Annotated in this window: 20 protein-coding genes; 9 read left to right on the top strand and 11 right to left on the bottom strand. The window is 72.4% G+C overall.

Translation table 11 applies throughout. The features are described from left to right. Nucleotides 1–6 precede the first annotated feature (6 nt). The 5 genes from AB1460_RS13900 to AB1460_RS13880 all read right to left on the bottom strand — a co-directional run bounded on the left by AB1460_RS13900 (nt 7) and on the right by AB1460_RS13880 (nt 8,080). The gene (locus tag AB1460_RS13900) at nt 7–1,575 is read right to left on the bottom strand and encodes an FAD-dependent oxidoreductase (RefSeq protein ID WP_368961591.1); all 1,569 of its coding nucleotides are present in this window, start codon (nt 1,573–1,575) and stop codon (nt 7–9) included. Nucleotides 1,576–1,756: 181 nt separating this feature from the next. Further along, nucleotides 1,757–3,124 (bottom strand): citrate synthase, encoded by a 1,368-nt coding sequence (locus AB1460_RS13895; protein WP_368961589.1) that lies wholly within the window; start codon nt 3,122–3,124, stop codon nt 1,757–1,759. Between the two features lie 510 nt (nt 3,125–3,634). Then, complete coding sequence (locus AB1460_RS13890; protein WP_368961588.1) at nt 3,635–4,852, bottom strand: ABC transporter substrate-binding protein; 1,218 nt, start codon at nt 4,850–4,852, stop codon at nt 3,635–3,637. 639 nt (nt 4,853–5,491) lie between these two features. Then, complete coding sequence (locus AB1460_RS13885; protein WP_368961586.1) at nt 5,492–6,205, bottom strand: response regulator transcription factor; 714 nt, start codon at nt 6,203–6,205, stop codon at nt 5,492–5,494. Between the two features lie 3 nt (nt 6,206–6,208). Next, a complete protein-coding gene (locus tag AB1460_RS13880; RefSeq protein WP_368961584.1) occupies nt 6,209–8,080 on the bottom strand; it encodes a sensor histidine kinase in 1,872 nt (623 codons plus the stop codon). 366 nt (nt 8,081–8,446) lie between these two features. On the opposite strand from AB1460_RS13880, the gene AB1460_RS13875 reads away from it, so the two are divergent. After that, nucleotides 8,447–8,872, top strand: a complete 426-nt coding sequence (locus tag AB1460_RS13875; protein WP_071089832.1) for a MarR family winged helix-turn-helix transcriptional regulator — start codon at nt 8,447–8,449, stop codon at nt 8,870–8,872. Between the two features lie 39 nt (nt 8,873–8,911). Here AB1460_RS13875 and AB1460_RS13870 read toward each other — a convergent pair whose 3' ends face one another. Next, the gene (locus AB1460_RS13870) at nt 8,912–9,925 is read right to left on the bottom strand and encodes a Gfo/Idh/MocA family oxidoreductase (RefSeq protein ID WP_368961583.1); all 1,014 of its coding nucleotides are present in this window, start codon (nt 9,923–9,925) and stop codon (nt 8,912–8,914) included. A 180-nt stretch (nt 9,926–10,105) separates the two neighbouring features. On the opposite strand from AB1460_RS13870, the gene thpR reads away from it, so the two are divergent. After that, nucleotides 10,106–10,690 (top strand): RNA 2',3'-cyclic phosphodiesterase, encoded by a 585-nt coding sequence (gene thpR, locus AB1460_RS13865; protein ID WP_368961582.1) that lies wholly within the window; start codon nt 10,106–10,108, stop codon nt 10,688–10,690. Here thpR and AB1460_RS13860 read toward each other — a convergent pair. Together AB1460_RS13860 and AB1460_RS13855 are read right to left on the bottom strand one after the other, a co-directional pair. Continuing rightward, the gene (locus AB1460_RS13860; RefSeq protein ID WP_368961581.1) at nt 10,639–11,010 is read right to left on the bottom strand and encodes a winged helix-turn-helix domain-containing protein; all 372 of its coding nucleotides are present in this window, start codon (nt 11,008–11,010) and stop codon (nt 10,639–10,641) included. The two genes, thpR and AB1460_RS13860, sit on opposite strands and share 52 nt — an antisense overlap. Before the next feature lie 90 nt (nt 11,011–11,100). Continuing rightward, nucleotides 11,101–11,634: a cupin domain-containing protein gene (locus AB1460_RS13855; protein WP_368961580.1), complete on the bottom strand. Its 534-nt coding sequence runs from the start codon at nt 11,632–11,634 to the stop codon at nt 11,101–11,103. Nucleotides 11,635–12,769: 1,135 nt separating this feature from the next. Between AB1460_RS13855 and AB1460_RS13850 the strand changes: the two genes are divergently transcribed. From AB1460_RS13850 to AB1460_RS13835, 4 genes are all read left to right on the top strand, one after another. Beyond that, nucleotides 12,770–13,459 (top strand): NADPH-dependent FMN reductase, encoded by a 690-nt coding sequence (locus AB1460_RS13850; RefSeq protein ID WP_368961578.1) that lies wholly within the window; start codon nt 12,770–12,772, stop codon nt 13,457–13,459. A 71-nt stretch (nt 13,460–13,530) separates the two neighbouring features. After that, on the top strand, nt 13,531–14,082 hold the full coding sequence (locus tag AB1460_RS13845) for a flavin reductase family protein (protein WP_420497265.1): 552 nt from the start codon (nt 13,531–13,533) through the stop codon (nt 14,080–14,082). Nucleotides 14,083–14,200: 118 nt separating this feature from the next. Beyond that, a complete protein-coding gene (locus tag AB1460_RS13840) occupies nt 14,201–15,130 on the top strand; it encodes a sulfotransferase family protein (RefSeq protein ID WP_368961577.1) in 930 nt (309 codons plus the stop codon). Nucleotides 15,131–15,208: 78 nt separating this feature from the next. Continuing rightward, entirely contained in the window at nt 15,209–15,484 is a 276-nt protein-coding gene (locus tag AB1460_RS13835) for a DUF2530 domain-containing protein (RefSeq protein WP_368961576.1), read from the top strand. Between the two features lie 73 nt (nt 15,485–15,557). Here AB1460_RS13835 and AB1460_RS13830 read toward each other — a convergent pair whose 3' ends face one another. Then, nucleotides 15,558–19,187, bottom strand: a complete 3,630-nt coding sequence (locus AB1460_RS13830; protein WP_368961575.1) for a sacsin N-terminal ATP-binding-like domain-containing protein — start codon at nt 19,185–19,187, stop codon at nt 15,558–15,560. Nucleotides 19,188–19,295: 108 nt separating this feature from the next. Here AB1460_RS13830 and AB1460_RS13825 point away from each other — a divergent pair, with 108 nt between their 5' ends. From AB1460_RS13825 to purM, 3 genes are all read left to right on the top strand, one after another. Beyond that, complete coding sequence (locus AB1460_RS13825; protein ID WP_368961574.1) at nt 19,296–20,222, top strand: sterol carrier family protein; 927 nt, start codon at nt 19,296–19,298, stop codon at nt 20,220–20,222. Between the two features lie 294 nt (nt 20,223–20,516). Next, the gene (gene purF / locus AB1460_RS13820; RefSeq protein WP_368961573.1) at nt 20,517–22,217 is read left to right on the top strand and encodes an amidophosphoribosyltransferase; all 1,701 of its coding nucleotides are present in this window, start codon (nt 20,517–20,519) and stop codon (nt 22,215–22,217) included. After that, nucleotides 22,214–23,350, top strand: coding sequence for a phosphoribosylformylglycinamidine cyclo-ligase (gene purM / locus AB1460_RS13815; RefSeq protein WP_368961572.1), 1,137 nt, complete (start codon nt 22,214–22,216; stop codon nt 23,348–23,350). Before purF ends, purM begins: the two co-directional genes overlap by 4 nt. 377 nt (nt 23,351–23,727) lie before the next feature. Here the strand turns inward: purM and AB1460_RS13810 are convergent, their stop codons facing one another. Beyond that, nucleotides 23,728–23,937 carry a DUF3073 domain-containing protein gene (locus AB1460_RS13810; protein ID WP_018636798.1) on the bottom strand — a complete coding sequence of 70 codons (210 nt, stop codon included), beginning with the start codon at nt 23,935–23,937 and terminating at the stop codon, nt 23,728–23,730. Nucleotides 23,938–24,222: 285 nt separating this feature from the next. After that, complete coding sequence (locus tag AB1460_RS13805) at nt 24,223–25,338, bottom strand: Leu/Phe/Val dehydrogenase (RefSeq protein ID WP_368961571.1); 1,116 nt, start codon at nt 25,336–25,338, stop codon at nt 24,223–24,225. Nucleotides 25,339–25,372 lie beyond the last annotated feature (34 nt).

Raw genomic sequence — 25,372 nt, 5'->3', positions numbered from 1 at the left:
GGGTGCTCAGCGGGCCAGGCAGCGGTCGATGAACGCGACCAGCGGTGCGCCGTGGACGTCTGGCCGGTCCCACTGGTTCTCCAGGTTCTCCGCCAGGTGGTGGACGGCGACGACCGCACCGTCACGGTGGTGGCGGACGACCGGGTGCAGGTACGCGGCGTCGTGTGCCTGCCCGACGGCGTCCTGGGCGATGCGGCCGACGTTGATGTCGAACGGGTCGACCTTGTCGTGGTCCGGGCCGTACTCCAGCGTGACGACGAAGGCGTCCGTCACCTGGTGGTCGTCGGTCGACAGCCCGACCCGGGCGAAGTAGTCGACCGGGACCTCCTCGTGGTAGCGGGCGTCCACCCCGCCGACCGTGACGACGTCGGCGAGCACGCCGAACTGCTGCCACAGCGCGGAGGTCCGGTTGACCCGCGCGATGATGGCGTCGGCGACGGCCGTCGCGTCCACATCGATCTTCTCCACCGGCCAGGGCACGTCGTGGTACCGCCGCTCGAGAATCCGGTGCAGCGCCCGGACGCTGTAGCGGAAGCCGTGGATGAAGCCGCCCGTCGACTTCTTGAAGTCCCGTACCTGGGACAGCGTGCCCGCGAAGTGGAGACCGGGGACGTTCACCGACTCCCACTCGTCGGTCTGCGCCGGGAACCTGTCCCGGATGACCAGCTCCGGTCGGCAGGTGTCGTCGAAGATGTCCGGGTCGAACCGGAAACCGGTGCACAGGATGATCCGGTCGTACCGGATGTCCTTGCGCACCTCGTTCACCCGGCTGAAGCTGAACGTGACCGTGAACCCGTCGCCGTCCGGCTCGCGGCGGATCTCACGCACGTTGCCGTCGAGGATCGCGTTGGCGGACTTCAGCTGGTAGGTGTCGAGGAAGTTGTTGTTCACCGCCCGCAGGTGGCCGACGTAGTGGCTCTGCCAGGCCAGGCGGATCGAGCTCGGACCCGCCACGTGGATGAGCGTGGTCGTCTCCATCAGGTTGTCGGCCGTCTCGAAGGCCGAGTTCCCCTTGCCGATGATGAGGACCCGCTGGTCGGTGAAGTCGCGCGGATCCACCGAGACCTCGTCGTAGCTCTCGGCCGCCTCGATCCCCGGGATCGGCGGCAGGTGCGGCCTGGAGACACCGGTCGCCACCACGAGCCGCCGGGCCCGGTAGGTCTCCCCGCTGGTGTCGGTGACCTCGAAGAACTCGCCGCGGTGCACGCGGGCGACCCGGGCGTTGTAGCGCACCCGCACGCCGGCGGCCGCGGCGAAGTCGGCCAGGTACCGGACCATGACGTCGGCGTCCGGAAAGTAGCGTTCGGTGTACGAGGTGAAAAGCGGGGTCCGGTCACCGAGAAGCGAGTTCCAGTCCAGGCGCAGGTTCAGCTCGGGGTCGGTGGACCCGGTGTGCGGCTTGTTGATCGAGATGAGCGTCCGGTGCCGTGGGAAGCGGGCGAAGAAGGAGCCGGGGGCGGGGGCGCCGTCGAGGACGAGGTAGTCCCGTATGCCGTCCTGCTCCAGAAAGGCGGCGAGTTGCAGCCCGGCCGGTCCCGCACCGATGATCAGCAAGTCCAGCGGTGTCCCAGTCACGACACGACGGTAGATCGGTCAACTCAGAGAAATTTCAGTCCGTGCCGGTGCCGTGCCCGGGGCCGGTTCGGGACACCCCGTCGGCGGTGGAAAAGCAGAACGACCGCCTGCCGGCCAGACAGGCCGGAGGCGGTCGTCCGAGGCGGGGGGCCGCCCGGGGATGGAGGGGACCCCCGGCAGGTCAGCGCAGCGGGCGGCTGGGGGCGGCCTGAGCGGCCTGGGCGGCGATCGGGTCGCTCTCGGAGTCCGTCGCTGCCGACCGGAGGTTCATCGGCACATACGGGCGCTCGTCATAGCCGACGTACAGCTGCCGCGGGCGGGCGATCTTCTGCTCGGGGTCGAGCAGGCCCTCCTCCCACTGGGCCAGCCAGCCCGGCATCCGCCCGATCGCGAACAGCACCGGGAACATCTCGACCGGGAAGCCCATGGCCTGGTAGATGATGCCGGTGTAGAAGTCGACGTTCGGGTACAGCTTGCGGGCGATGAAGTACTCGTCCTCCAGCGCGATCCGCTCCAGCTCCATCGCCAGGTCGAGCAGCGGGTTGGTGCCGGTGACCTTGAAGACCTCGTCGGCGACCTGGCGGATCACCCGGGCCCGCGGGTCATAGTTCTTGTAGATCCGGTGGCCGAAGCCCATGAGCTTCTTCTTGCCGTCCTTGACCTGCGCGATGAAGGCCGGGATGTTCTCCACCGAGCCGATCTCGGAGAGCATGCGCAGGACCTGCTCGTTGGCGCCGCCGTGCAGCGGCCCGTAGAGCGCGGAGATCGCCGCGGCCGCGGCCGAGAACGGGTCGGCCTGCGAGCTGCCCACCGCGCGCATCGCGTTCGCGGAGCAGTTCTGCTCGTGGTCGGCGTGCAGGATGAACAGCACGTCGAGGGCGTGCTCGAGGTTCGGGTCCGGCTCGTACTTGAGCTCGGTGGCCTTCCACATCATGTTGAGGAAGTTGCCGGCGTACGAGAGGTCGTTGTCCGGGTAGACGTACGGGAAGCCCACGGAGTGGCGGTACGAGAACGCCGCCAGCGTCGTGATCTTCGCGATCAGCCGGACGATCTGCAGCCGCCGCAGGCCCGGGTCGTCGATCGTCTTCGCGTCCGGGTAGAAGGTCGACAGCGCGCCGACGGTCGACACCAGCATGCCCATCGGGTGGGCGTCGTGGTGGAAGCCGTCGATGAACTTCTTGATCGACTCATGCACCAGGGTGTGGTGCGTGATCTCGTCTTCCCAGGTGGCGAGCTCGTCCGAGGTCGGAAGCTCGCCAGCCAGCAGCAGGTAGGCGACCTCCAGGAAGCTGCTCTTCTCCGCCAGCTCCTGGATCGGGTAGCCGCGGTAGCGCAGGATGCCCGCGTCGCCGTCGATGTAGGTGATGGCGCTACGACAGCTCGCCGTGTTCGTGAAGGCGGGGTCGTACGCCATGAGGCCGAAGTCGTCGTCGTCGACCTTGATGGCACGGAACGCACTCGAGCGGATCGTGCCGTCGGTGACCGGCACCTCGTACGTCCGACCGGTGCGGTTGTCTGTGACGGTCAGGGTACTGACCTGCTCGGACACGCCGGGCTCCTCTCGCCATGGCACTGCCGGGTGACGGCGTCGGCCACCTCCGGGCGCGCGCCCGGGTTCGGAGCGCTCTCGCCGGTTCACTGGTCTGGTTCGGTTGTCCCCAAGTCTCGCGGTTCGAGCCACGACATGCGCGTGATCGGTGGCGTCTGTCCCACGTGTGCTGTGCCACCCTGTATGTCGGCGGGCTCAGGGTGGCGCGCGGGCTGATGCACCTGGTAATGGTCTGCCCGATTTGGGTGTCCTGGGGCGGTTGGGCCACCGGCCCGTGCTCCTGCGTGGGGCTGTCGTCGTCCGGCCCGATCGGCGCGCAGGCGGTGGTTTGGCGAGATTGGTCACACAGGCGAGAAGCCGGTTCCCGCGCGCCGCGACCGCCTGATCGCGCCGCGCGGTACCCGCTCGGTGCTCCTGCCTCTGACCCGAGGCTCCTGGCCTCGACGCCGGTCAGCTGGCCTCGACGCCGGTCAGCTGGCCTCGACGCTGGTCAGCTGGCCTCGACGCCGGTCAGCTGCCAGAGCCGTCGGCGCAGAGCCGCTTGCGGACGACCTCGAACGCGGTGCCCGGGCCGTTGATCTTGACGAAGGCGTGGCAGTTGAGCGGCTCGGTCGCGTTGTTGGCCAGGTTCACGGGCTCGATCAGGCCGCCCGCATCGTAGTCGCTCACCCTGCGCAGGGCGTTGATGAAACCCTCACGGGTGGGGCATTCCCCGGCCAGGTCGAGGCCACGCAGGAACATGTCCGCGTAGATGTAGGAGTTGAGTGCGTACCGCTGGTCGGTCTGGACGGTTTCGGGTGCGAAGCGGGCCATTCCGTCCCGGTAGCGGTCGATCGCGGGCCCACCGGCCTCGAAGGGGAGGAAGTAGACGGGGAAGGAGACGCCCGACAGTTGCGGGCCGAGGGCGGAGAGGACGCTGCGGTCGTATCCGGTGAACGAGACCGCGGAGGTCAGGCCCAGGTTCGACTGGCGGGCGGCCTGCATGATGCGCGCCAGGTCCTCGGGGACCGTGAAGGCGACCAGTGCGTCGACATCGTTGGAGGCCAGGTGCTGGACGACCCTGGCCGGGTTGTCGGTCGCACTGGAGAACTGGATGGTCTCGGTGGTGGCGAGCCCGATGGACCGGAAGGCCTCGTTGTACCGATCGATGATCGTGATCGTGGAGGCCGACGCCCCCGTCATCACGACGCCGACCTTGGTTCCGCCGTTCGCCTGGATGTAGCGCCCGAGCGTCGTGGGGGCGGCTGAGGACAGGTTCGAGAACATGTTCGTGTGGGGCGCCCAGGTCGGCAGGCCGTACCCGATGACGGGTATGCGCAGCGCGGACATGGTGTCGATCGACTCGTCGAGGGCGAGGGTGACCGCCATGAGACCGAACACGGAGTTGTCGCGGAGGAACTCCTCGACAACGCGGTCGCTCTGGGCGGGTGAGTTCGCGTCGTCATGCCACTCGTAGGCGATCTGCCGGCCGTGTACCCCACCCTCCTCGTTGGCCTGGCCGATCCTCGCGTCGATTCCCGAGCGAGCCGAGGCGAAAGCGGTACTGCCCACACCGGAGTCGGTGACGACCAGCCCGAGGTTGACCGTGTCGGGAGTGACACCGGGGGATTCGCAGGCGACTGAGCTGCCGCTGCTTCCCGTGCCGCCGGAGCAGCTGGTCACCCCGGCGGCGGCGAGAACCGCAGCCACCGCCAGGCCCAGGCTTCTTTTCCTCCTGGATAAGAGCACGCATTCCTCCGTGAGCACTGAAAGAGGGCGATCGAGTGCTGGCGTTGGCAGACACCGGCTGACTCCTCCCGCCGACCCTTCCCGACTTATCCGTGCCGTGACCGGCAGGGTCCCTGACGCTAGATCATTTAGTTGATGTTGCGGGTCAGGATGTTAGCGACCTGGCCGGCGGACTGTTCCGAGGGGTGGTTGTCGGGGCGAACCTCTTCGATTCGGCGTTCGGCCGCTGATCGTGCCGGTGGGAAGGCGGTGCCGGCCGCGCCCGCCGGCCTCGCTAAAGACGTTTGTCTTTCGAATTCCTGCTTGACAGGCTCATTTCAAAGACACTTGTCTTGCTCGAGAGTGTGCAATCTGCGCGTATCGGCGGACGAAACCGGTGAAATCGGAAGCATCGCCTCAGTGGCGGTCTGGTGACGCGGAGACATCCGGTGGGGCGGAGGTGCTGCTGACGGGCCCGGGCCCGTGCATTCAGGTGCCGCCATCGAACCCTCGGCGAGGTGCCCCCGACCATCCGGACGAACCGGCGGTCGTTGCCTGTAAGCAACGGGTGATGGCCGAACGGCACGGATGCGCGCGGCCGACCGCCGGTCGGCCGCCGATCGGCCGGCGGTCGGCCGGCGCTGATTGCGGCGACCCCAGCTACGTACGCGGGGCGGATTCGCCCCCTCGTGTACCGGTCGTACCCGGCGCGGAAGCGGTCACCTCACCGGTGGAACGGAGCCAGGCGACAACGGCCAGCACCCGCCGGTTGTTGTCGCCCGACATCGGCATCGCGAGTTTCGAGAACACACTCGCCACATGGTTCTCGACCGTTTTCGGCGCCAGATGGAGTTTCGCCGCGATTCCCGCGTTGGACCGGCCCTCGGCCATTTCGCGCAGGACGGCCCGTTCCCGTTCGGTGAGCCGGTCGAGGGCCTCGGACCGACGGCGGTGCGCCAGCAGACCGGCGATGATGTCCTCATCCACGACGAGGCGGCCGGCGGCGATGCGGCGCAGCCCGTCGAGCAGGCCGTTGAGGTCCGTGACCCGGTCCTTGAGCAGGTAGCCCATGCCGCCTCGGCCGTCGCCGAGCAGCCGGACGGCGTAGTGGACGTCCGCGTAGGTGGAGAGGACCAGGACCCCCACCGCCGGGTACTGCGCACGGATCCGCTCGGCGGAGGCGAGGCCCTCGTCGGTGAACGTCGGCGGCATCCGCATGTCCAGGATGACGACATCCGGCGGATCGTCGGCGAGCCGCGCGAGGATGGGCGCCGGCTCGGCGGCCTGCGCCGTCACCTGCACCCCGGCCGCGGTCAGCAGCAGGGCGAGACCCTCACGGAAGAGCGCCGAGTCGTCGGCGATGGCTACCCGCACCGCTCACCGCTCACCGCTCACCTGCCGAGCCCCGCTGTCATCGCCTGCCCCTGTTCTGCCGGCGGCAACCTGGCTGTCGCTGGCAACCTGGCTGTCACCGACGTCCTGGCTGTCACCGGTGCCCTGCCGCCTGTGTTCCGCGGGCCCGCTGGGGATCATGGCAGTCAGCCGCGTCCCGGACTGCCACGGGCTGGACAGGGTGACCTCCCCCCCGAGCGCGCGGACGCGCTCGACCAGCCCGGCGATGCCGCCGTCCTTTCGGATGACCGCACCGCCTCTCCCGTTGTCGGCGATCTGGATCAGGAACTGCGTGCCCGCCCTGCGCACTGTTACCTGGACATGGGTGGCATCGGCATGTTTCACCGTATTCGCGAGGGCCTCGCTGACGGTGTAGTACGCAGTGGTCTCCAGCGCGGCCTCGTAGCGCTCGTCCGGGACCCGCAGGTCCACCGTCAGCGGGAGCGGCCCGGCGACGTCCTCGAGCGCCGCGCGCAGCCCGCGTTCGGTCAGCACCGGCGGGTGGATCCCGCGGGCAAGCCCGCGCAGCTCCTCCAGCGCGGCCCGCAGGTCGGCGGAGGCGGCGGCGAACGCGGCGGCCGTCGCCTCGTCGGCCGCCTGCGCCTGCGCGAGCCCGAGCCTGGCCGCGAGCGCCAGCAGGCGCTGCTGGGCGCCGTCGTGCAGGTTCCGCTCGATGCGGCGGCGCTCGGCCAGGCCCACCTCGACGAGCTGCGTGCGGGTGGCCCGCACCGCGTCCAGCTGGGCGGTGACCATGGCGTGCAGCAGGGCGTTCTCCAACGCGATCGCGCTGGCGCTCAGGGCGACGTCCACCAGGTCACGGTCCCGGTCGAGGGACGACCGGGCGGACAGGACGGCGAGCGGCGCGCCGGAGGTGCTGCGGACTGGCAGCGAGAGCAGCGTGTCGTCCGCCGGGGGCGGTGCGGCGGGCTGTCCGTCGCTGTTGATGTGAACGCCCCGGTCGGGCACCCACAGGTAGATCTGCGCGTTCTCGTCACCCAGCGCGGCCCGCAGCACCTGCCGGACCGCGGCCGGTGACGGCGGCATGGTCAGACCGCTCAGCAACTGGGCGATGCGCCCCCGGGCCAGGTGCCGGCGCACCGCCGCGGCCGCGAAGGCCGCCGGGATCGCGAACAGCATCACCGCCATCGGCGTGAAGAGCAGGCTGATGTCGTGGCCGTTGGGGTAGTAGACGAACAGGTTGACCACCGCGGCCATCGCGAACGCGGCCATCATGCCCACGGCGACCGGGCCGAGGGTGCGCTGCTCCAGCGCCGACGCCCGCCGGTACCGCCGCGTGACGACGACCCCGAAGGAGACGACGACCCCGAGGGTCAGGGCGTCAAGGATGTTCACGACGACCTCGAACACGCCCGGGTCCACCGCGGAGCCGTACCACCAGACGTCCGCCTGGTAGCCGAGCTCCTCCGGTCGGCACAGCGCCAGCAGGACGAGGTTGCCCACCGGGATGACCGCGACCGCGGTGACGACCAGGGCGCGTTCGGCGGTGTTGGCGAGACGCCCCTCCGGGTACCGCAGCACGCCCCACCCCAGACAGACCCAGAAGTGGGTGTACGCGAACGAGGAGACCACGGCGCTCGGGCCGTGCTCCCAGGTAGCGGTCCAGGTCACCGCCCACATCAGTCCGCCCAGCACGAACGCCCAGCTCACGCTGCCGAGGGCGTCCTCGTCGAGGAGCAGCAGGCCGGTGAGGACGAAGGTGACGGCGACCAGCACGTTCAGCGAGGCGGGAAACGGGGTGACCGACCAGGCCGGCCACTGCGCACCGATCGTCAGCAGCGACGTGATGATGCCGGCGGTGACCAGGGAGACGAGGCGATGCCGAGCGATCGCGTGCACCAGCGCTCGGGGTACGTGCGGCTCCCGCGACGGTCGCGGCACATCAGCGTCCCGCCACATCACCGTCCCACCAGGTGTGACGAGCTCACCGCACAAGAGTGACACACCGGTCGGCCGCGTCTGAGGGTTACCCCCCGGGTGGGCGGGGTGGTAAGTACCCCGAAACGGTGGAGGTCTCCCGGAGGCGGCGAACCGCCACCACGGGAAATCATGAAACCGGCCCTCCCGCCGGCTCCGCCGCGCACGGGCAGGTGCCCGCGAACGTCGGGAGCCGGACGCTACCGGGGGGCGGCCGGCCCCCGACACCCGTTGTGTGCCGTCAGATCAGCCTTGAGTACGGATGAGGCCAACCAGTAGCTTCTACGAATGGAGAGCGTGGGTGTCGCGGAGCTTGCGTCGACCCTGCGTCTGTCCGTGATGCGGTTGTCCCGGCGGATGCGCCAGGAGCGTTCCAGCACGTTGACGCCCACCCAGGTCGCGACCCTTGCCACGCTCGCCCGACACGGGCCGATGACCCTTGGTGAGATCGCCGCCCACGAGCGCGTGCAGCCGCCGTCGATGACGCGGGTGATCACCACGCTGGCCGAGGCCGGCCTGGTCCGCCGCGGCCAGCATCCCTCCGACGGGCGTCAGGTGATCGCCGAGGTGACGGAGGAGGGCCGCGACCTGCTCACCGCCGACCGCCGCCGCCGGGACGAGTGGCTGGCCGAGCGCCTCGCCGACCTGCCCCCGCAGGACGCCGACGCGCTGCGCGCGGCGGCACCCATCCTCGACCGGCTCGCCGGCCTCTGACGCGCGGCCCCGCCGGCCCGCGGCCCTGTCGGCCCAGCGCTAGAGCTCGACCCAGCCGCCGCTCTGCCGGGATGCCGTGGCCGCCACCTGGAGACGGGTGGCGGTGAGCAGGTCGTGGAAGGTGGCGCCACGGACCAGCGCGGGATCGTTCAGCTCCGCGGCGCGCACGACGTCATAGGTCGCCTCGACCAGGCCGGGCCGTTCGGCGGGGACCGTCGGCATCCACAGGTCGCGGACGCCTGTCCGGTCCTGGCGGCGCACCCGCCGGCCCTGGACGACCATGCGCCCCGCGTCGCCGCAGACGGTGACGACCGCGGTGGTGAGCTCGCCGCTCATCCGCTCGTTGATGAGGATCGTCGTGCCGTTGGCGGCGAGCAGGGCCAGCGTCACCGGCGCGTCCGGGGTGAGCGCGGCCGCCGGCATGCTGCCCGGATCCGCGCACACGGCAAGGATCTCGCCGCACCAGCGCAGCGCCAGGTCGATGGTCTCCGCCCGGCCCAGCGGGCCGGCCGGCGCACCGACGACCGTGATCTGGCTGAGCCGTCCCAGCGAGTGGACGGACGCCTGCACATGCCATGCCGCCGGCCAGGCCCGCCCGTCGAGCGCGACGACGTGGGCCAGGTCCGCGTCCTCGGCGACGTCGGCGACGGCGCGCAGCGACTCCGCCTCGGCGGTTGCCGGCCTGGCGAGCAGCACGTGCAGGCCCGCCTCGGCCGCCCGGCGGGCCACGAAGTCGGACGCCGGTGGGGCCATCTCGACGCAGATCGCCTCGATGTCGTCCGACAGCAGCGCGATCAGGTCGCTGTAGGCCCGCGGCGCGTGCGCCTCGGCCGCCCAGGCCAGCGACTCCAGTGGTTCCGGGGCGAGCAGGCCCACGACGTCGACACCGGCGTCGCGCAGGACGTCCGCCGTGGTGAGCTCCGAACCGTCGGTGGCCAGGGCCATCGCGACCGGAAGATCGGGCTCGTCGCGCCGCGCGGCGCGACGGTCGGAGCGCCACGCCCGGGAAAGGCCGGGATCGCGGGGCGCCACCAGTTCGGGGACCGTCGTCACAGCTCCGATAGTGCTCCTGAAGGCCACCCGCGGGTGGGCGGTCGGGCCGATACCGTCGTCAGACCACCCACTCGAACCAGCCCGCTGTGACCAGACCGCCTCACGCCGAACGGGGGTGCCGTTCCGAGTGGGCCGGGCCAGGTGTGCCCACGCCGCCACGGCGCGGTATGAGTGTTCGTGATGAGGTTCTTCGTCGCGCTGCTGCCGCCCGCGGACGTCGTCCGCGACCTGGCCGCCGCGATCGCCGCACTCCCGGGAGACAGCCGTCCGGAGGAGGCCGTCGCGGCGCTGCGCTGGACGAGCCCGGACCGCTGGCATGTGACCCTGGCGTTCCTGGGGACCGTCGATCCCGGGGTGCGGGCGGGGCTTGCCGAGCGGCTGGGCCGTGTCGCGCACCGGCACCCGCCGGTCGAGCTGCGGATCGACGGCGCCGGCCAGTTCGGCCAGCGGGTGCTGTGGGCGCGGGTCGCCGGTGATCTCAGGCCGCTGGCCACGGGCGTGCGGCGGGCCGCCGTCCGGGCGGGTGCGGCCGACGGAGACGACCGACCGCTGCGGGCGCACCTGACGCTGGCCCGGGTGCGGCCCGGCGCGGATGTCGGGCTGCGTGAGCTGGCCGGTGCGGTTGACCAGACCCTCGGCCGGGCGGCCGCGCCGCTGTCATGGACCGCCCGGGCGATGACGCTGATGAGCAGTTCCGGTGGTCCGGCGCCGGTCTACAGCATCGAGGGCGAATGGGACCTGCGGGGCTCGTCCGCCGGCCGGTAGCGGTAACCGACCCGACGGACCGTCTCGATGCTGTCCCGGTGCCGCCGGCCGAGCTTGCGCCGAAGCCGGGTGATCATGACGTCGACCGTGCGGGGCGCGGACGCGCTCATGGAGCCGGGGTCCTGCCCCCACACCTCCCTGAGCAGCTGCTCGCGACTGTGGACCCGCCCCGGGTGGCGCACGAGGTAGTCGAGGACCTCGAACTCCAGGTAGGTCAGGTCGATCGGCTGGCCGTCGACGAGGACCTGCCAGGCCAGCCGGTCGACGTCCACGGCGCTGTCTACAGGTGTTCTCTCGACGAAGCCGGCGTGGGCTGCCACGGTCGCCTCCAGGCGGATCAGGGCGGGCACTGCGGATGTCGGGGCACTCGGATGTCGAGGGCGCGGTGGATGTCGGGGCGCGGGGGCGGCCTACGAGCAGCCGGTGACGTCGTCGCTGGTCGTCCGGACGGATCCGGTCCAGCGCAGGTCCGGCAGGTTGACGACGATCGCGTCCTGGGTGCTCCGGGCGATCACCACGAGCGCCTCGTTGTCGGGGTCCGGGTTCTCCTCGCGGTGCGGCACCCACGGCGGGACGAAGATGTAGTCACCCGGAGTGGTCCGGATGCGGATCTCCCGCGGCGGGCCGCCGTCCGCGCCGTCGGGGATGTCCTCCGGGAAGACGAACTCGGGATTGCCGCTCACCACGTAGATCGCGGTCTCGGACCCGCCATGGTGGTGGTTGGCCGAGGCGGTCGCCGGCGCCACGTGTGTCTGCCCCATCCAGAGCTTCGACGACCCGACCGTCCGTGCGCTGACCGCCGCCAGCCGGCGCATGCCCGAGGTCTGGGCGGTCTCGGCGTCGAGGGCCCAGGGCGCCACGTGGTGCAGGCGCCGGTGGAAGGCATCGATGTCGGCCGGGGAGGGGGCGAGATCCTCCGCGGTGCTGACGTGCAGTTCGCTCACGGGTCGGCTCCGGGCTCGGGTCGGTCGGGAACGTTCCGCGGCGGTGGCGCCGCAGCCGGAGTGTGGCGTGGATCCGGGCCGGGACCGCCGCGCCCACTGTCGCCCTGTCCCACTCCTGCCCTGGGCTTCTGCCGCCGAAGGACGGGGACCCGCGGTGGCGGGAGCCGGTGCCTCGGGCGCCCGGGATGCGTGGTGGTGCGGTGGTGCGGGGCCGGGCCGGTGACCGGGCGGGCCAGCACGCCGCCGGCGTGGTCAGAAGGCCGGACAGGCCGCGGAGGCAACCCTCAGCAGGTCGATATGGCCCCGCGTGACGAGGTATGCCGGCTTCAACACGGGACCAACGGAAACACGCCTGACGATCCCGCGCCAACCACACTGTTGTGTGATCTGACTCACTTTATCACTGCTTGACTGAACAAAGGCCTGCTCCGCACAGTTTTGGACGTGGCCGCTCACCTACTTCCCAGCAGTCGGGAGCTGCCGTCTCCTCGCTCGTTGTTCGCCTCCCGCCCGCTGCTCACACGTCGGCGGTGCGTCGACTACGGCCGTGCCACCCGCAGCCGCTGTAGTCGCTGTAACCGCTGACGGAGCCTTCTGAAGCGGGCCGGGTCGAGAGTCCGGGCCGCGGGTCTCGTCACGCGTTCCTGTCCGTTCCGCGTTTCCCCGCCTGTTCCGTCCGCCCTGTGTCTCCGCCGCCCACTGCCCGCATCTCCCGCGCACCCGCCGTCCGCGCCTCCGCGGACTCGCGCCTCCGTCTGCTCCGTCTGCTCCGTCCGCCCCGCCGTTCCTGACAGTGGCCTGCCGGCCTGCCGCCGGGCCATGTCCCCGCATGCCCGCACGCCGTCGGGACGTCGGGACGTCGGATGCGGCGGGGCCGGTGGGTGCGCGGCGGCCCGGCGCCGCCCGGCGCGGTCGGTCGGTGGCACGCCGCGGCCCGGAACGGGACACCCGCCATGGCTCGTGGCCGCATCCGCGGCCAGACCAGGTCGGACGCCGTGACGCGGCGTCCGACCAGACTGGAAGGCCATTCATGACCCAGCCATCACCACTCGCGCTGGTATCATCACCGTCTGCTTCTGTATCTCGCGTCCCTTCGCCTGTCGCCCCGCCACTGCCCGGCGAGCTGCCGCGCCTGGTGGTGATCAGCGGCAACCCGAGGACGGGGTCGCGGACCCTGGGTGTCGCGCGTGACCTCGCCGAGCGCATCGCGGACGATCTTCCCGTAGCCGGCATCGAGATCATCGACCTGGCGCCGCTGGCCCGGCGGCTGTTCGACAACGACAGCCAGGTCGCCGCCGCGGCCCGCACCGCGGCCGCCGCGGACCTGCTGATCGTCGCCTCCCCGGTCTACAAGGGCAGCTACACCGGCCTGCTCAAGGTCTTCCTCGACCTGTTGCCGGGCGGGGCGCTGCGCGGCGTCACCGCTGTGCCGCTGGTGGTGTCGGCGGCGCCGGACCACTCCTTCGCCGGCGATCTCTACCTGCGCCCGGTACTCGTCGAGCTCGGCGCCACGGTGCCCGCGCGATCCTTCGCCGTGGTCGAGGACCAGCTCCTCGACCTGGACATCGTCGTCGACTCCTGGGTGGTCTCCCACGGCGACGTCCTGCGGGCCGGCGTCCTCGGGAACGTGGGTGCCCGCCAGCGCGCAGGCGCCGCTCTCCGTGGCCTCGGCGCGGTGGGCTCGACGGACCACTTCCCACGCGTCGCGGCTGATCACATCACTCACGCGGGGGCGGACGCCGTCGTGCCAGCCGGGCAGCGGTCCGCCGCGCCCGGCGGGCCGCGGGCCGTCCTGCGTACGGACCTGGCGGAGGCAGCACTGTGACTCTCGACACCCTCGGGGTGGAGGCCTTCGACGCGCGCGGCGCGGCGGTGGCCGACCACCGCGGTGCGGCAGTGGTCGTCGACCGGCGAGCAACGGCGGCGGCGGACATCCGGAGCGCGGCGGTGGTCGAGCCGGCCGCCCTGCGGAGAGCGTTCCGCCGGCACGCCGCGGGGGTCACCGTCGTGACGATGGCCGGGCCGCGGGGGCCCGTCGGCTTCACCGCGACGTCCGTCGCCTCGCTGTCGGCAGATCCGCCGCTGCTGTCGCTGTCCCTGTCGGCGACCTCGTCATGCGCGCCGGCCCTGCTGGCGGCGCCGGGCCTGGTGGTCCACCTGTTGTCCGATGGCCAGGAGTGGCTGGCTGCCCGCTTCGCCACCTCGGGTATCGACCGGTTTGCCGAGCCGACCCGCTGGCGAACGCTGCCCACCGGCGAGCCGCTGCTTGTCGACGCGTCGGTGTGGCTCCGGACGCGGATCCTCTCGCGGCTGAACGCCGGCGACCACCACCTGGTGATCGCCGAGGTCGTCGAAACACGGGTCGAGTCGGACGCGGAGTCCTCCGCGGCGCCTCTCGTCTACCACAACGGCAGCTACGGGACGGTGACGCCCCGCGTTTCCGGCTGACGGCCGTCGCCGCCGGACCACGGCTTCGAACCGCCCAGGCTCCGGTGGAACACCGCTGTGGCCCGCAGTATTTTCGACTTTATCCGTCGAGAAATGCGGGTATATTCTTGGCTTCTGCATGACCGTGGGTCGGGAGGAGGGGCCGGCAGTGGCGCTGCCCGACTTCGTCGTGGTCGGAGCTCCCGATGCCGGCACGCGGATACTCCACTCGGCTCTCGCCCGTCATCCCGGGCTGGCGATGTCGGAGCCGGCCGAACCCGGCTTCTTCCTCGCCCCCGGCGAACGGCCGCCGCGTCCGGGCCGCGCCGAACCCGATGTGCCGGTCTGGTGCCGGGCGGACTACGAGGCGCTCTTCCCCACCAGCGGCCTGCGGCCCCGGGGCGAGAGTACCCCGTACTACCTGGCGGACTTCCCAGCCCAGCGGCGCATGCACGAGCTGCTGCCCTACCTGCGCATGGTCGTCGTCCTCCGTGACCCGGTCGAGCGCGCCTACGCGAACTGGCTGGCGCAGCGCAGCGCCGGCCTCGAGCAGCTGCCGACCCTGGCGGCGGCGCTGGAGGCCGAGGAGGCGCGCCGCGCCGCGGGGTGGAAGCGCCGGTGGCGGTACGCCGAGCACGGCCGGTACGGCAGCCAGCTGCGGCGTCTCCACACCCTGTTCCCGCCCGGCCAGGTGCTGCTTGTGCGCTACCGGGACCTTGTCGCCAGGCCGGCGGTCGCGCTGCGCGACATCTGCGCCTTCGTCCGCGCGGCCGACCCGGCGTCGACCGGCGCGAGCCTGGCCGCTCCGGGCTGCACGTTCGTCCCGGCGGTGCTCGGGCCCGACGGCGTCCGGGCGCGCGAGGCGCGCGCGGAGGACGCCGACCCCCTGGCTCCGGCGCTGGCGGTGCTGCACCGGCGCCTGGACCCGGGGCCGCCGCTCCCAGCCGGCCTGCGCGAGCAGGTCCTCGACCGCTTTGTCGACGACATCATGCTGCTCGCCGAGGTCACGAGGCAGTCATACGACGACTGGCTCGTCCGCGGGGACCTTCCGCTCGGCACCAGCAGCTGACCGGCCGCCGAACCCGCCCGCCGAACCCACTCGTTGATCCCGCCCGTCGGGACCGTGGGCGCGGTAGCGTCGCCGGTGATGAGCACACCCCTGCCGGACGCGGCCAGCCCGCGCCCCGAGGAGCTGCGCCCACTGCCGTATGACGGCGTCCGCTCGGTCGCCGTCGGCACCGTGGTGTGGCTGGTCGCCCTGCTGGTGATGCTGCCCTTCACCGACGACCTGCGCGCGGACGGCCGGCTCTGGTGGATCGCGACGGCAGCGGTCGGCTTCGGGCTCGGGTTGCTGGGTCTGTGGGTGGTGGTGCGCCGCCGACGGCGCCTGCGCGCAGCGGGCGAGCCGCCCGGCGCCGCCTGATCCCGTGACCCCGTCGGCCGTCGGCCGTCGCCTGCTGCCTGCTGCCTGCCGTTTGGCCGAGACCGGTGCCTCGTCAACGGTCGTCGAGGTCGTCCTCGGCCTGGCGCAGCTGGGCGCCGTCGGGGTCGCGCAGGGCCGCGGCGAGGCCGTGCCGCCGCTCCCACTGGCCCGCCTGCCAGGCCAGCGCCCGGGCGAGCGCGTCCGTGCCGGCCTGGGCATCGACATGGATCTCGCCACCGATGCCGCCGACCACCCGCCAGGACACCCGGGTTCGCTGCCCGTCAGGGCCGCTGATCCACAGCTGCGGGTGCACGCGGTAGGTCGCGGTCAGCGGCCTGGCGGCGCCGGGGACGGCTGCCAGATCCGTGTCGGTGCCGGTGTCGGGCGCGCCGGCGGATCCGTCCGCGGCGGTCTGATCGGGCACGGCCTGCTGATCGAGCACGACCCGGCTCGCGGCGACCATCACCGTCCGGGTCACCGGGTCGCCGTCGAGCACGCGGAACTCGTCCAGGTCGGACGCCAGCCGCAGCCCGAGCACATGCGCGGCCTCGGCGGCCCGGTCCAGCGGGATCCGCAGGATCGGGTCGTCCGCGTCGAACGCGGCCAGCAGGTCGGGGGCATCGATCACCGCGACCTCGCCGGAACGGAACACCCCGATGGGGGTGCGCACGGTCAGTGGCGGGTCCAGTAGCGGGCCCGCACCCCCCGGTTCGGACCCCAGCAGCCCGGCGGCGCTGACCGCCGCCATGTAAAGGGTCCGCGCCGCGGGCCAGCCGATCTCGCGGTCGGCATCGCCCAGACGGTCGAGGAGGTCGACCACGGCCTCGGGGTCGGTGAGGACGTCATCCAGGGTGAGACGGCAGCCGAGCTGGCGCAGGAACTCCTCGTCCACCCCGGGCAACGGCGCCGCTGGCGCGAACAGCCCGGTGAGGAGAGGGTCGGCGCCGGGCAGGACCAGTTCCCGTGGCGGTAGCCAGGTGTCCGAACCGTCGTCTGTCGGGAGCAGGGCGTGCCGTGCCAGCCACCAGCGGGTGTAGGACGGCTCGGGGCCGAGCACGACCCCCCGCAGCGGTGGGCGCGCCAGTTCGGCGAGTGCGTCGGGCCAGGCGCCGGAGTCGACGAGCTCGAGGTCACGGACGGCCGCGAACCGCCCGAGAACCACCGGTGCGCCCGGAACGGCTGGTGCTCCCTGGGGCGTCGGAGCCCCTGGGCCGCCCGTGGCCCGTTCGGAGGACTCGTAGACCTCCTCCACCCAGGTGTCGCTGTCATCCAGCTCGAGCAGGACAGGCTCGTCGGGGTCGAGGGTGACATCTCTCGCGCGGAGCACGCCGAACGTACGCAGGACGCCGACGGCTTCCAGGACCTCGCCCGGCCAGGCCTCGCCGTAGCGGGGGGCGAGGGTCCCGAACGGGGCGTCGTCGGCCAGCAGCAGGTCGAGCTGCCCGTCCGCGACGACCAGTTCGGCGGCCGGAGCGAAACCACCGCCCAGTTCGGGGAGCAGCAGCCCGGACAGCCACGACGGGACACTCACCCGCCCGGGCCCGAAGCCTTCCGGCTCCACGCCGGGGGCGCCCGGCTCCGCGTCGTCGCGAACGCCGTCAACGCTGTCGCCATCGGCGTCATGGAAGCCCGCCGCGAGCGCGCCGCGGACCAGCGCCAGCACGCCGGTGGCCAGTGCGTGGAGCTCGTCGGGATCGTCGTCGGGGTCCGATCGGGTGACGGCCTCCCGCACCGCGGGGTCTCGCAGGACCCCGGCCGGGGTGCCGTCCGCCGAACCCAGCGTGCGCAGCGCGTCGCGCGCGGCATCCGTGCAGGCATCGGGATGGACGACGCGCAGTGGCAGGCCCGAGCGGGCGAGGGCGACGACGTCCAGCTCGGGGGTGGGGAGCAGCGCGCCGCGTGGCCCGGTCACCATCCGGCTGGGGGGTGTCGTCGTCGCGTCCGGCGAGTCCTCCCCGCTCCCTGACCCTGGGGTGACCCGGCCGGGGCCGGTGCCGGCCGGGTCGGGCTCCCCGAAGGCCGAGGCACCCGTGAGATCGTCGAGGTCGGGCACGTCCACCACCGGGATGGGCAGTGCGCCGAGTGCGTCCCGATCCGGTGCGGTGAGCAGCAGCGGGTACAGGCCCGCCCACCATGACGGCGTCCGGTGCACGCCGCGGAGCACCTCCACGACCCCGCTGGTGTCCAACCGCCGGACGCCGAGCAGGTCGAGCGCCGGTCGCCGCCGGCGGACCGCGAACTCGGCCGGCAGCAGACCGTCGACGACGACCTCCTCGTCCTCGCCGGCTCCGTCGTCGTGGGCGGCTCTGGCGTCATCGCCGGCTCGGTCATCCCGGGCGGTGGCGGTGCCCGGGCCGTCGCTGCCGGTGCGCAGCACGGCGGTGACGGTGTCGGTGGCGGGTCCCAGATCCAGGACGACGCAGTCCCGGCCCACCCGGCCACCGGGCAGGAACGGGGCCTCCGGCAGGAGCGCGAGCAGGCGGTCACGGAGCCGGCCGTCCACCTCGCCGCGCGGCAGGCCGGTGGGGACGAGATCCAGAACCGCGAGCGGATCCGGGCCGGGGTCCGAACCGGCGGTGCCGAGATGGACCGCGAGCGCGGCCACGGCCGCGGCGAGACGGTCCGTGAGCCAGTCCCGCAGCGGGCCGGGGACGGTGTGCCGGCGAGAGGGGTCCAGCGGCAGATCGACGCTGATCAGCGCGGGGATGCCGACCGCCTCGTCGGTGGGCTGGGGGGCGCGGACGACCTGTGGGGCACCGGCGGGCCAGCCGCCGTCCGGAACCATCGCCCGGGCCGTGTACCCCGTGCGCCCCCGCTCCTCGACAGGGCGGTCCGCGAGCAGCTCGGCGGGGATGCCGCCGCGGAGCACGCACCCGCGCCACCGCAGGCCGTCCACGGTGGCTACCTCGAGATCGGATCCGTCCGGGCCCGGACGGGTGGGTTCCCAGGTGCAGCGGTGGACGCGGGTGGCGCCGTCCACCTCGATGACGATCTCCTCGAGGCCACGCAGGACCAGCGGGAGAGTGGGATCGAAGGCGGCGATCAGGGCGCGGGCTGTCGCCTGCGCGGCCTCGTCCCGCAGCGGCAGCCGGACCACGGTGTCGTACCCGGCAGGCCCGTCCGGGACGTCGATGAGACTGGTGGCTTCGGCGACTTCGGCGAGATCGAAGGGAAGGCGCAGCACGGGCACCGCCCCCGCCCTCCGGTCGAGCTCCCCGTGCAGCGCGGTCGCGTCCGTTTCGCGGACCAGCTCGGCGGTGCGGCTTCGTGACCAGCCGACACCACGCCAGGCGTCCGGGCCACCGTCGATCCGGGGAGATCTGGACAGGATCGATGGCGTGTCCGTCACCGCGAGCACGGCGGCGAAGCCGGCACCGAACCGCCCGACGGCCTCGACGTCGCGCTTGGCCGAGGCGCGCAGAGTCGACAACGCCTCCACCCCGGCCGCGGTCAGCGGCGCGCCGGTGTTCGCGACCTCCAGCAGCCCGGGGCTCAGGCTGACGCGGACCCTGGCGGGCATCCCGGCGGCGGTGGCCGCGTCAACCGCGTTCTGGATGAGCTCGACCAGCAGGCGGTCCCGGTACGCGCCGAGGGCAGCGTCCTCCTCGGCGTTCGCATCCTCCCGGAAGCGGCTGGGGGACGCGGTCCACGCCTCGAGGACGCGTGCGCGCAGCGTCGCGGTGCCGAACGGGGTCACAACCACGGGCCCATCCTGGTCTGTGGCCGGCGGGCCGCGCCGGGAGGGTGCCTACCATCGGCGCCGGGCAGGCGAGCGCCGGCAGACGGCATGAACGCGGGGAGGGGTGGTCCGATGGCCGGCGGTGGTCGGGGAACGGGACGAGGGGGCGGAAACCGGCGTGGCCCGGCCGGGCGGAGCCGCTCCACGGGGCGGGGCGGGGCAGGCGGGCGACGCCTGACGGGCGGCCGGGCGCGGTCGGCGAGCGCCGATCCGGACCTCGCCCGCACACTCGTCGACCAGTGGACGGCCGTCGCCGACCATGTGGACCTGCTGTCCGACGAGCAGGTCGCCGGGCCGGCGGCAACCCCCGGGCTGACCATGGCCGACCTGATCACCCAGGCCACCAGCCGCGTGCTCGCGCTCGACCGGGCGGTACGCGGACTACCGGCGTCCCCTCCCCGGGAGGACGGCGCTCCCGAGACCGGGCGGCGGCCTGCGGATCCGCCCGGCGGGCAGCCCGCCGGGATCCGGGCCGAGTTCCGGAACGCGGTCGCAGCCGCGGCCGCCGGCCTGACTGGCACTGCCGGCCTGGCCAGCTCCGCTGGTCCGACCGACCCGGACCCGGACCCGGAGCCGGACCCCGAGCCGGACCCCGAGCCGGAGCCGGAGCCAGGGTCGGGGTCGGGGGACGTCAGGGCCGGCGCGGTCGCGGAGGCGGTGGTGCTCGGCCTGGGGCTGGGAGCGACGCCGGTCCGCGCCGCGTTGCGCACGACAGTCCGCCTGATCACGGCGCTGCTCGCGCAGCGCGCCCCGGGGCACGCGGTCGAGCTGCGGGTGCCGCCCTTCGCGGCGGTGCAGATCGTCGAGGGCCCGCGGCACACGCGGGGCACCCCGCCGAACGTGGTCGAGGTCGAGCCGTCGGCCTTCGTCCTGGTCGCGACGGGCCGTCTCGGCTGGGAGGAGGCGGTGGCCGACGGCCGCATCCGGGCCAGCGGGGAACGCGCCGACCTCCGCTCGCTCCTGCCGCTGAGCCCACCGCTGCCGCAGCTGCCTGAGTAACCAGTGGGGCCGCCACCGGAGCCGCGCGTTGGCTTTTGTCGTGCTTTCGCTGTGATTTCCTCGTGGGTCGGGGCCGGAGATCGTGCTCGACCGGCTGATCGGCGTCACCGCTGCTAGCGTTGGTTATGTGGGGAGTCGAGGGCGGGCGTGAACGTCGGGTGGTCCGCGACGCTTCTCGTGGCTGTCAGTTGATGTGAGCGTTGTCATGTGCGCCCGGGGTAGTACGACATCCGCCGTGAACCCGACCCGTTCCTCCCGACATCTCGGTCACCCTGACCTCATCTAGGAGACCTGGTGCCACACGTCGCAGACAGCGACGACTCCGCAGCCTGCCCGGAGTCGACCTCGGCCCACCCGCCCGAGTTGCGCGGCGGCTCCCGCCGCGGCGGTTCGGGGCGTGTCGGCCCGCTGCCGCCCGAGCTTCTCGACGACGATCCGGGCCCGCGCGACGCCTGCGGCGTGTTCGGGGTGTGGGCTCCGGGCGAGGACGTGGCAAACCTCACCTACTACGGCCTTTACGCACTTCAGCACCGTGGCCAGGAAGCCGCCGGCATCGCCGTCGGCGACGGGCGCACGGTTGTCGTCTTCAAGGAGCTGGGCCTGGTGGCCCAGGTCTTCGACGAGATCACGTTGTCGAGTCTTTCGGGGCATGTCGCCGTCGGCCACACCCGGTATTCGACGACCGGCTCGTCCACCTGGGAGAACGCACAACCGTCGTACCGGACGGCCGGATTCGGCGGGCCGATCGCCCTCGGCCACAACGGGAACCTGACGAACATCGTCGAGCTTGCCAGCTCGCTCCACGAGCGCGCGGGCGGTCTCGGGGCGACCACCGACTCGGACCTGATCACGGCGATGCTGGCGGAGCATCCGGGGCCCACTCTTGTCGACGCCGCGCTCGCGGTCCTGCCCCGGCTGCAGGGGGCGTTCTCGCTGGCTTTCGCCGACGCGTCGACGCTGTACGCGGCGCGTGACCCGCACGGCATCCACCCGCTGGTCCTGGGGCAGCTCGAGGACCGGCCGGAGGGTGCCTGGATCGTCGCCAGCGAGACGGCCGCGCTGGACATCGTGGGCGCCCGGTTCGTCCGCGAGATCGAGCCCGGCGAACTGGTGATCATCGACGCCGCGGGCCCGCGCTCACTGCGGTTCGCCGAGGCGGATCGGCATGTCTGTCTGTTCGAGTACGTCTACCTCGCCCGGCCCGACACGACGATCGGCGGCCGGTCGGTGCACGCGACCAGGGTCGAGGTGGGGCGGCGGCTGGCGCGGGAGGCACCCGCCGAGGCAGACCTGGTGATCCCGGTGCCGCAGTCCGGGGTGCCGGCGGCGGTCGGGTTCGCGGAGGCGTCCGGCATCCCCTTCGGGGAGGGGCTGGTCAAGAACTCCTATGTGGGGCGGACGTTCATCCAGCCGTCGCAGACGATCCGTCAGCGGGGGATCCGGCTCAAGCTCAACCCGCTGCGGGATGTCATCGAAGGCCGGCGTCTTGTCGTCGTGGACGACTCGATCGTGCGCGGCAACACCCAACGGGCGCTGATCCGGATGCTGCGCGAGGCGGGGGCGACCGAGGTGCACGTCCGCATCTCCTCGCCGCCGGTGCGGTGGCCCTGTTTCTACGGCATCGACTTCGCCACCCGGTCCGAGCTGATCGCCAGCGGCAGCGGTGTGGAGGAGATCCGCGAGTCGCTCGGCGCGGACTCGCTGGCCTACGTCTCGCTCGAGGAGCTGGTCGAGGCCTCCGAGCAGCCCGCCGACGCGCTGTGCCGGGCCTGCTTCGACGGCATCTACCCTGTTCCGCTGGCCGATGCGGACAAGCTGGGCAAGCACCGGCTTGAGTCGTTCGGCCCGGCGACCACGGAAGAGGTCATCGCCCAGGCGGTGCGGGCGCGGGTGACACTTGGCATGAACGGGGCCGACCCGTCACCGGACAGCCACGACGCCGACATCGAGCCGGTGCCGCTCGTACCGACCCGGACAACCGGAGGTTCCCTGTGACCGGCGCCGTCACCGATGGGGCCGGCGGTTCGGCGCGCTCGGTCTCCTACCGGGACGCCGGGGTCGACGTCGAGGCCGGTGACCGGGCCGTGCAGCTGATGCGCCAGCACGTCGCGCGGGCGACCCGCCCTGAGGTGGTCGGCTCGCTCGGCGGTTTCGCGGGCCTGTTCGCGCTGGACGTCGCCCGGTACCGCCGCCCGCTGCTGGCATCGTCCACGGACGGCGTCGGCACGAAGATCGCCGTTGCCAGGGCGATGGACACCCACGACACGGTGGGCATCGACCTGGTCGCCATGGTGGTCGACGACCTTGTGGTGTGCGGTGCGGAGCCGCTGTTCCTGCTCGACTACATCGCCTGCGGCTCCCTCGAACCCGGCCGGATCGCCTCGATCGTCTCCGGGATCGCCTCCGGCTGCGAGCAGGCGGGCTGTGCGCTGGTGGGCGGTGAGACCGCCGAGCACCCCGGCCTCATGGGAAGCGACGACTACGACCTGGCCGCGACGGGGGTCGGGGTCGTCGAGGCCGACGCCGTGCTCGGGCCGGAGCTGGTCCGGCCGGGGGACGTGGTGGTCGCGATGGCGTCATCCGGTCTCCACTCCAACGGCTTCTCGCTGGTACGGCACATCCTGTTCGGTCCGGTTGAGCCTGACCAGCCCGGAGGCGTCTCCGCCGCGGGCCGGGAGCTTCTGGCCGGGTACGAGGAAGCCCTGGGCGGCACTGTCGGGCAGGCACTGCTCGCGCCGACCCGGATCTACGCCCGGGACTGTCTTGCCGTGAACGCGGCCGCGGAGGTGCATGCCTTCGCCCACATCACCGGTGGCGGGCTCGCGGCGAACCTGGCCCGGGTGATCCCACCCGGCGCGGTCGCCACGGTGGAACGCTCCACCTGGCGCCCGCCCGCGGTGTTCGGCTTCCTCGCCGAGCGCGGCGACGTCAGTGAAGCCGACATGGAGGCCACGTTCAACCAGGGCGTTGGAATGGTCGCAGTGGTCGCCGCCGACGACGCGGCGGCGGTGGTGCGCCTGTTGACGGATCGGGGGGTGGCCGCCTGGATCGCGGGCGGCATCGAGGCCCAGCCCGATGGTGGAAAGCCGCAGAGCGGTTCGGCGCGTCTCGTCGGCGCCTACCACTGACAGAGAACAACATGGCGCGCGGCCCGGGAGGCCGGCCTGTCGGGATCGGCGGGACACGACCTCTCGCGTCACGTGCCGCCCCGCCGTTGTGCGGGCGCCGCGCGCGCGCGGATCCGAACCGCCCCCCGCAACCCATGGTGAATGGTCGCAGGTCATTGCCGTGGGAGCCTCCTCGGCCGGAAAGATCCTGACCTTCGGAACTCTAGACCGCGACACCGACAGTTCCACCCAGATCAGTTTCGAGGCCCGGTGTGCCCGTACAAGACGGGCGTACCGGACTCGACCTCCGACACCCATGGCCACCTGAAGCCAGGCGGCCATGGCCTGCCCACCCGGTGTCACCCGGAAGGGCGGCATCGGCCGGGGCGGCCCCGGACTCAGCGGGATGAGCGGTGCTCGTCCTCATCGTCCAGGTATGAGTCGTAACCGTATTCGTCATCCGAGTACGGTTCGTCGCTCTCGGTCTCCCGCGATGGTGTACCCGCGCCCAGATCCGCCTTCAACCGGTCGAGATCCATACTGGGCGAGTTGTACTTGAGCTCGCGGGCGACTTTCGTCTGCTTGGCCTTCGCTCGGCCGCGCCCCATGGCTCGACCCCCTCGAACATGACGACGGGGACCCGCCCCGGTGCTCTCACTGTCTCGTGCTTCCCGAGACTACAGGGATCGCAGCCCACTCGGCACGCCAACCCGACAGTTACCTGTCGTCGGACAACAGAAAGAAGATCCCCGGAGGCTCCACGGCGCCCCCGGGACCCCCTGACAGCGGGCACGCCGGCCCTCGGTGGGGCCATGGATGTGCTCATCGTCACGCTCTCCTGATCGCGGCGGGGCGCCCGGCGCGGCGCCGGTGGCCGTGGGCGCCCCGCCCGGTCACGGGAGCTGCCGGTCGGGGACGAGGATGCCCCGCAGACGGCCGATATCGGCCATCCGACGCCGGGCGAACCGGCCCGCGGCGACCTCCGGCGTGACGCCCTCAGCCTCCGCCAGCCGGAGAACATCCCCGGTCGTGTCGAAGATCCGGCCGGCGCGTGCCCTGGCCCGTTCCGGGGAGTACCCCTCGATCTCGTCGGCGACCTGGATGAGGCCACCCGCGTTGACCACGAAGTCCGGCGCGTACAGCACGCCCGCGTCGGCGAGCACCTTGGCGACCCCGGGGTCGGCGAGCTGGTTGTTGGCGCCGCCGCAGACGATCCCCGCCCGCATCTGCGGCACGACGTCGGGGGTCAGCACGCCGCCCAGCGCGCAGGGGGCGTAGATGTCGACGTCCGCCCGGATCAGCTCCCCGGGGTCGGTGACCGCCCGAACCTCGGGATGCCGCGCCAGGACGCGCCGTACGGCGGCCGGATCGGTGTCGCCGACCAGAACTGCCGCCCCGGCGTCCACCAGGTGCTCCACGAGGCGTTGACCGACCTTGCCGACCCCGCTGACGGCGACCCGGCGGCCGGTCAGCTCCGGCGTCCCCCATCGGTGCCGGGCGCAGGCGCGCATGCCCTGGAAGACGCCGTAGGCGGTGAGCACGCCCGAGTCTCCCGAGCCGCCGTGGGCGGGCGACCGGCCTGTCGCCCAGCGGGTCTCACGGGCCACCACGTCCATGTCCTCGACGTAGGTACCCACGTCGCAGGCGGTGATGTACCGGCCGCCGAGGGAGGCGACGAACCGCCCGTAGGCCCGCAGCAACGCCTCGCTCTTGTCACGGGACGGGTCGCCGAGGATGACCGCCTTGCCGCCGCCGAGATCCAGGCCGGCGCAGGCGGCCTTGTAGGCCATCGCACGGGAGAGCGCGAGGGCGTCGGCGAGTGCGGACGCCTCGTCCGGATAGGCGTGGAACCGGGTGCCGCCGAGCGCCGGCCCGAGCGCGGTCGAGTAGACCGCGATGATGGCGCGCAGGCCACTGGCCTGATCGGAGCAGAACATCACCTGCTCGTGCTCCGCGCCGGCGCCGAACACCGATGAGGCCACCGTGGGCGTGTCGACCTCCGATGACATGGCTGCCTCTCCTCTCCGCGGGCGGTGCGGGTGC

The organism is Parafrankia sp. FMc2, from assembly GCF_041008525.1.
Classification (GTDB): domain Bacteria; phylum Actinomycetota; class Actinomycetes; order Frankiales; family Frankiaceae; genus Parafrankia.
This window is presented reverse-complemented; position numbering and strand designations above follow the sequence as displayed.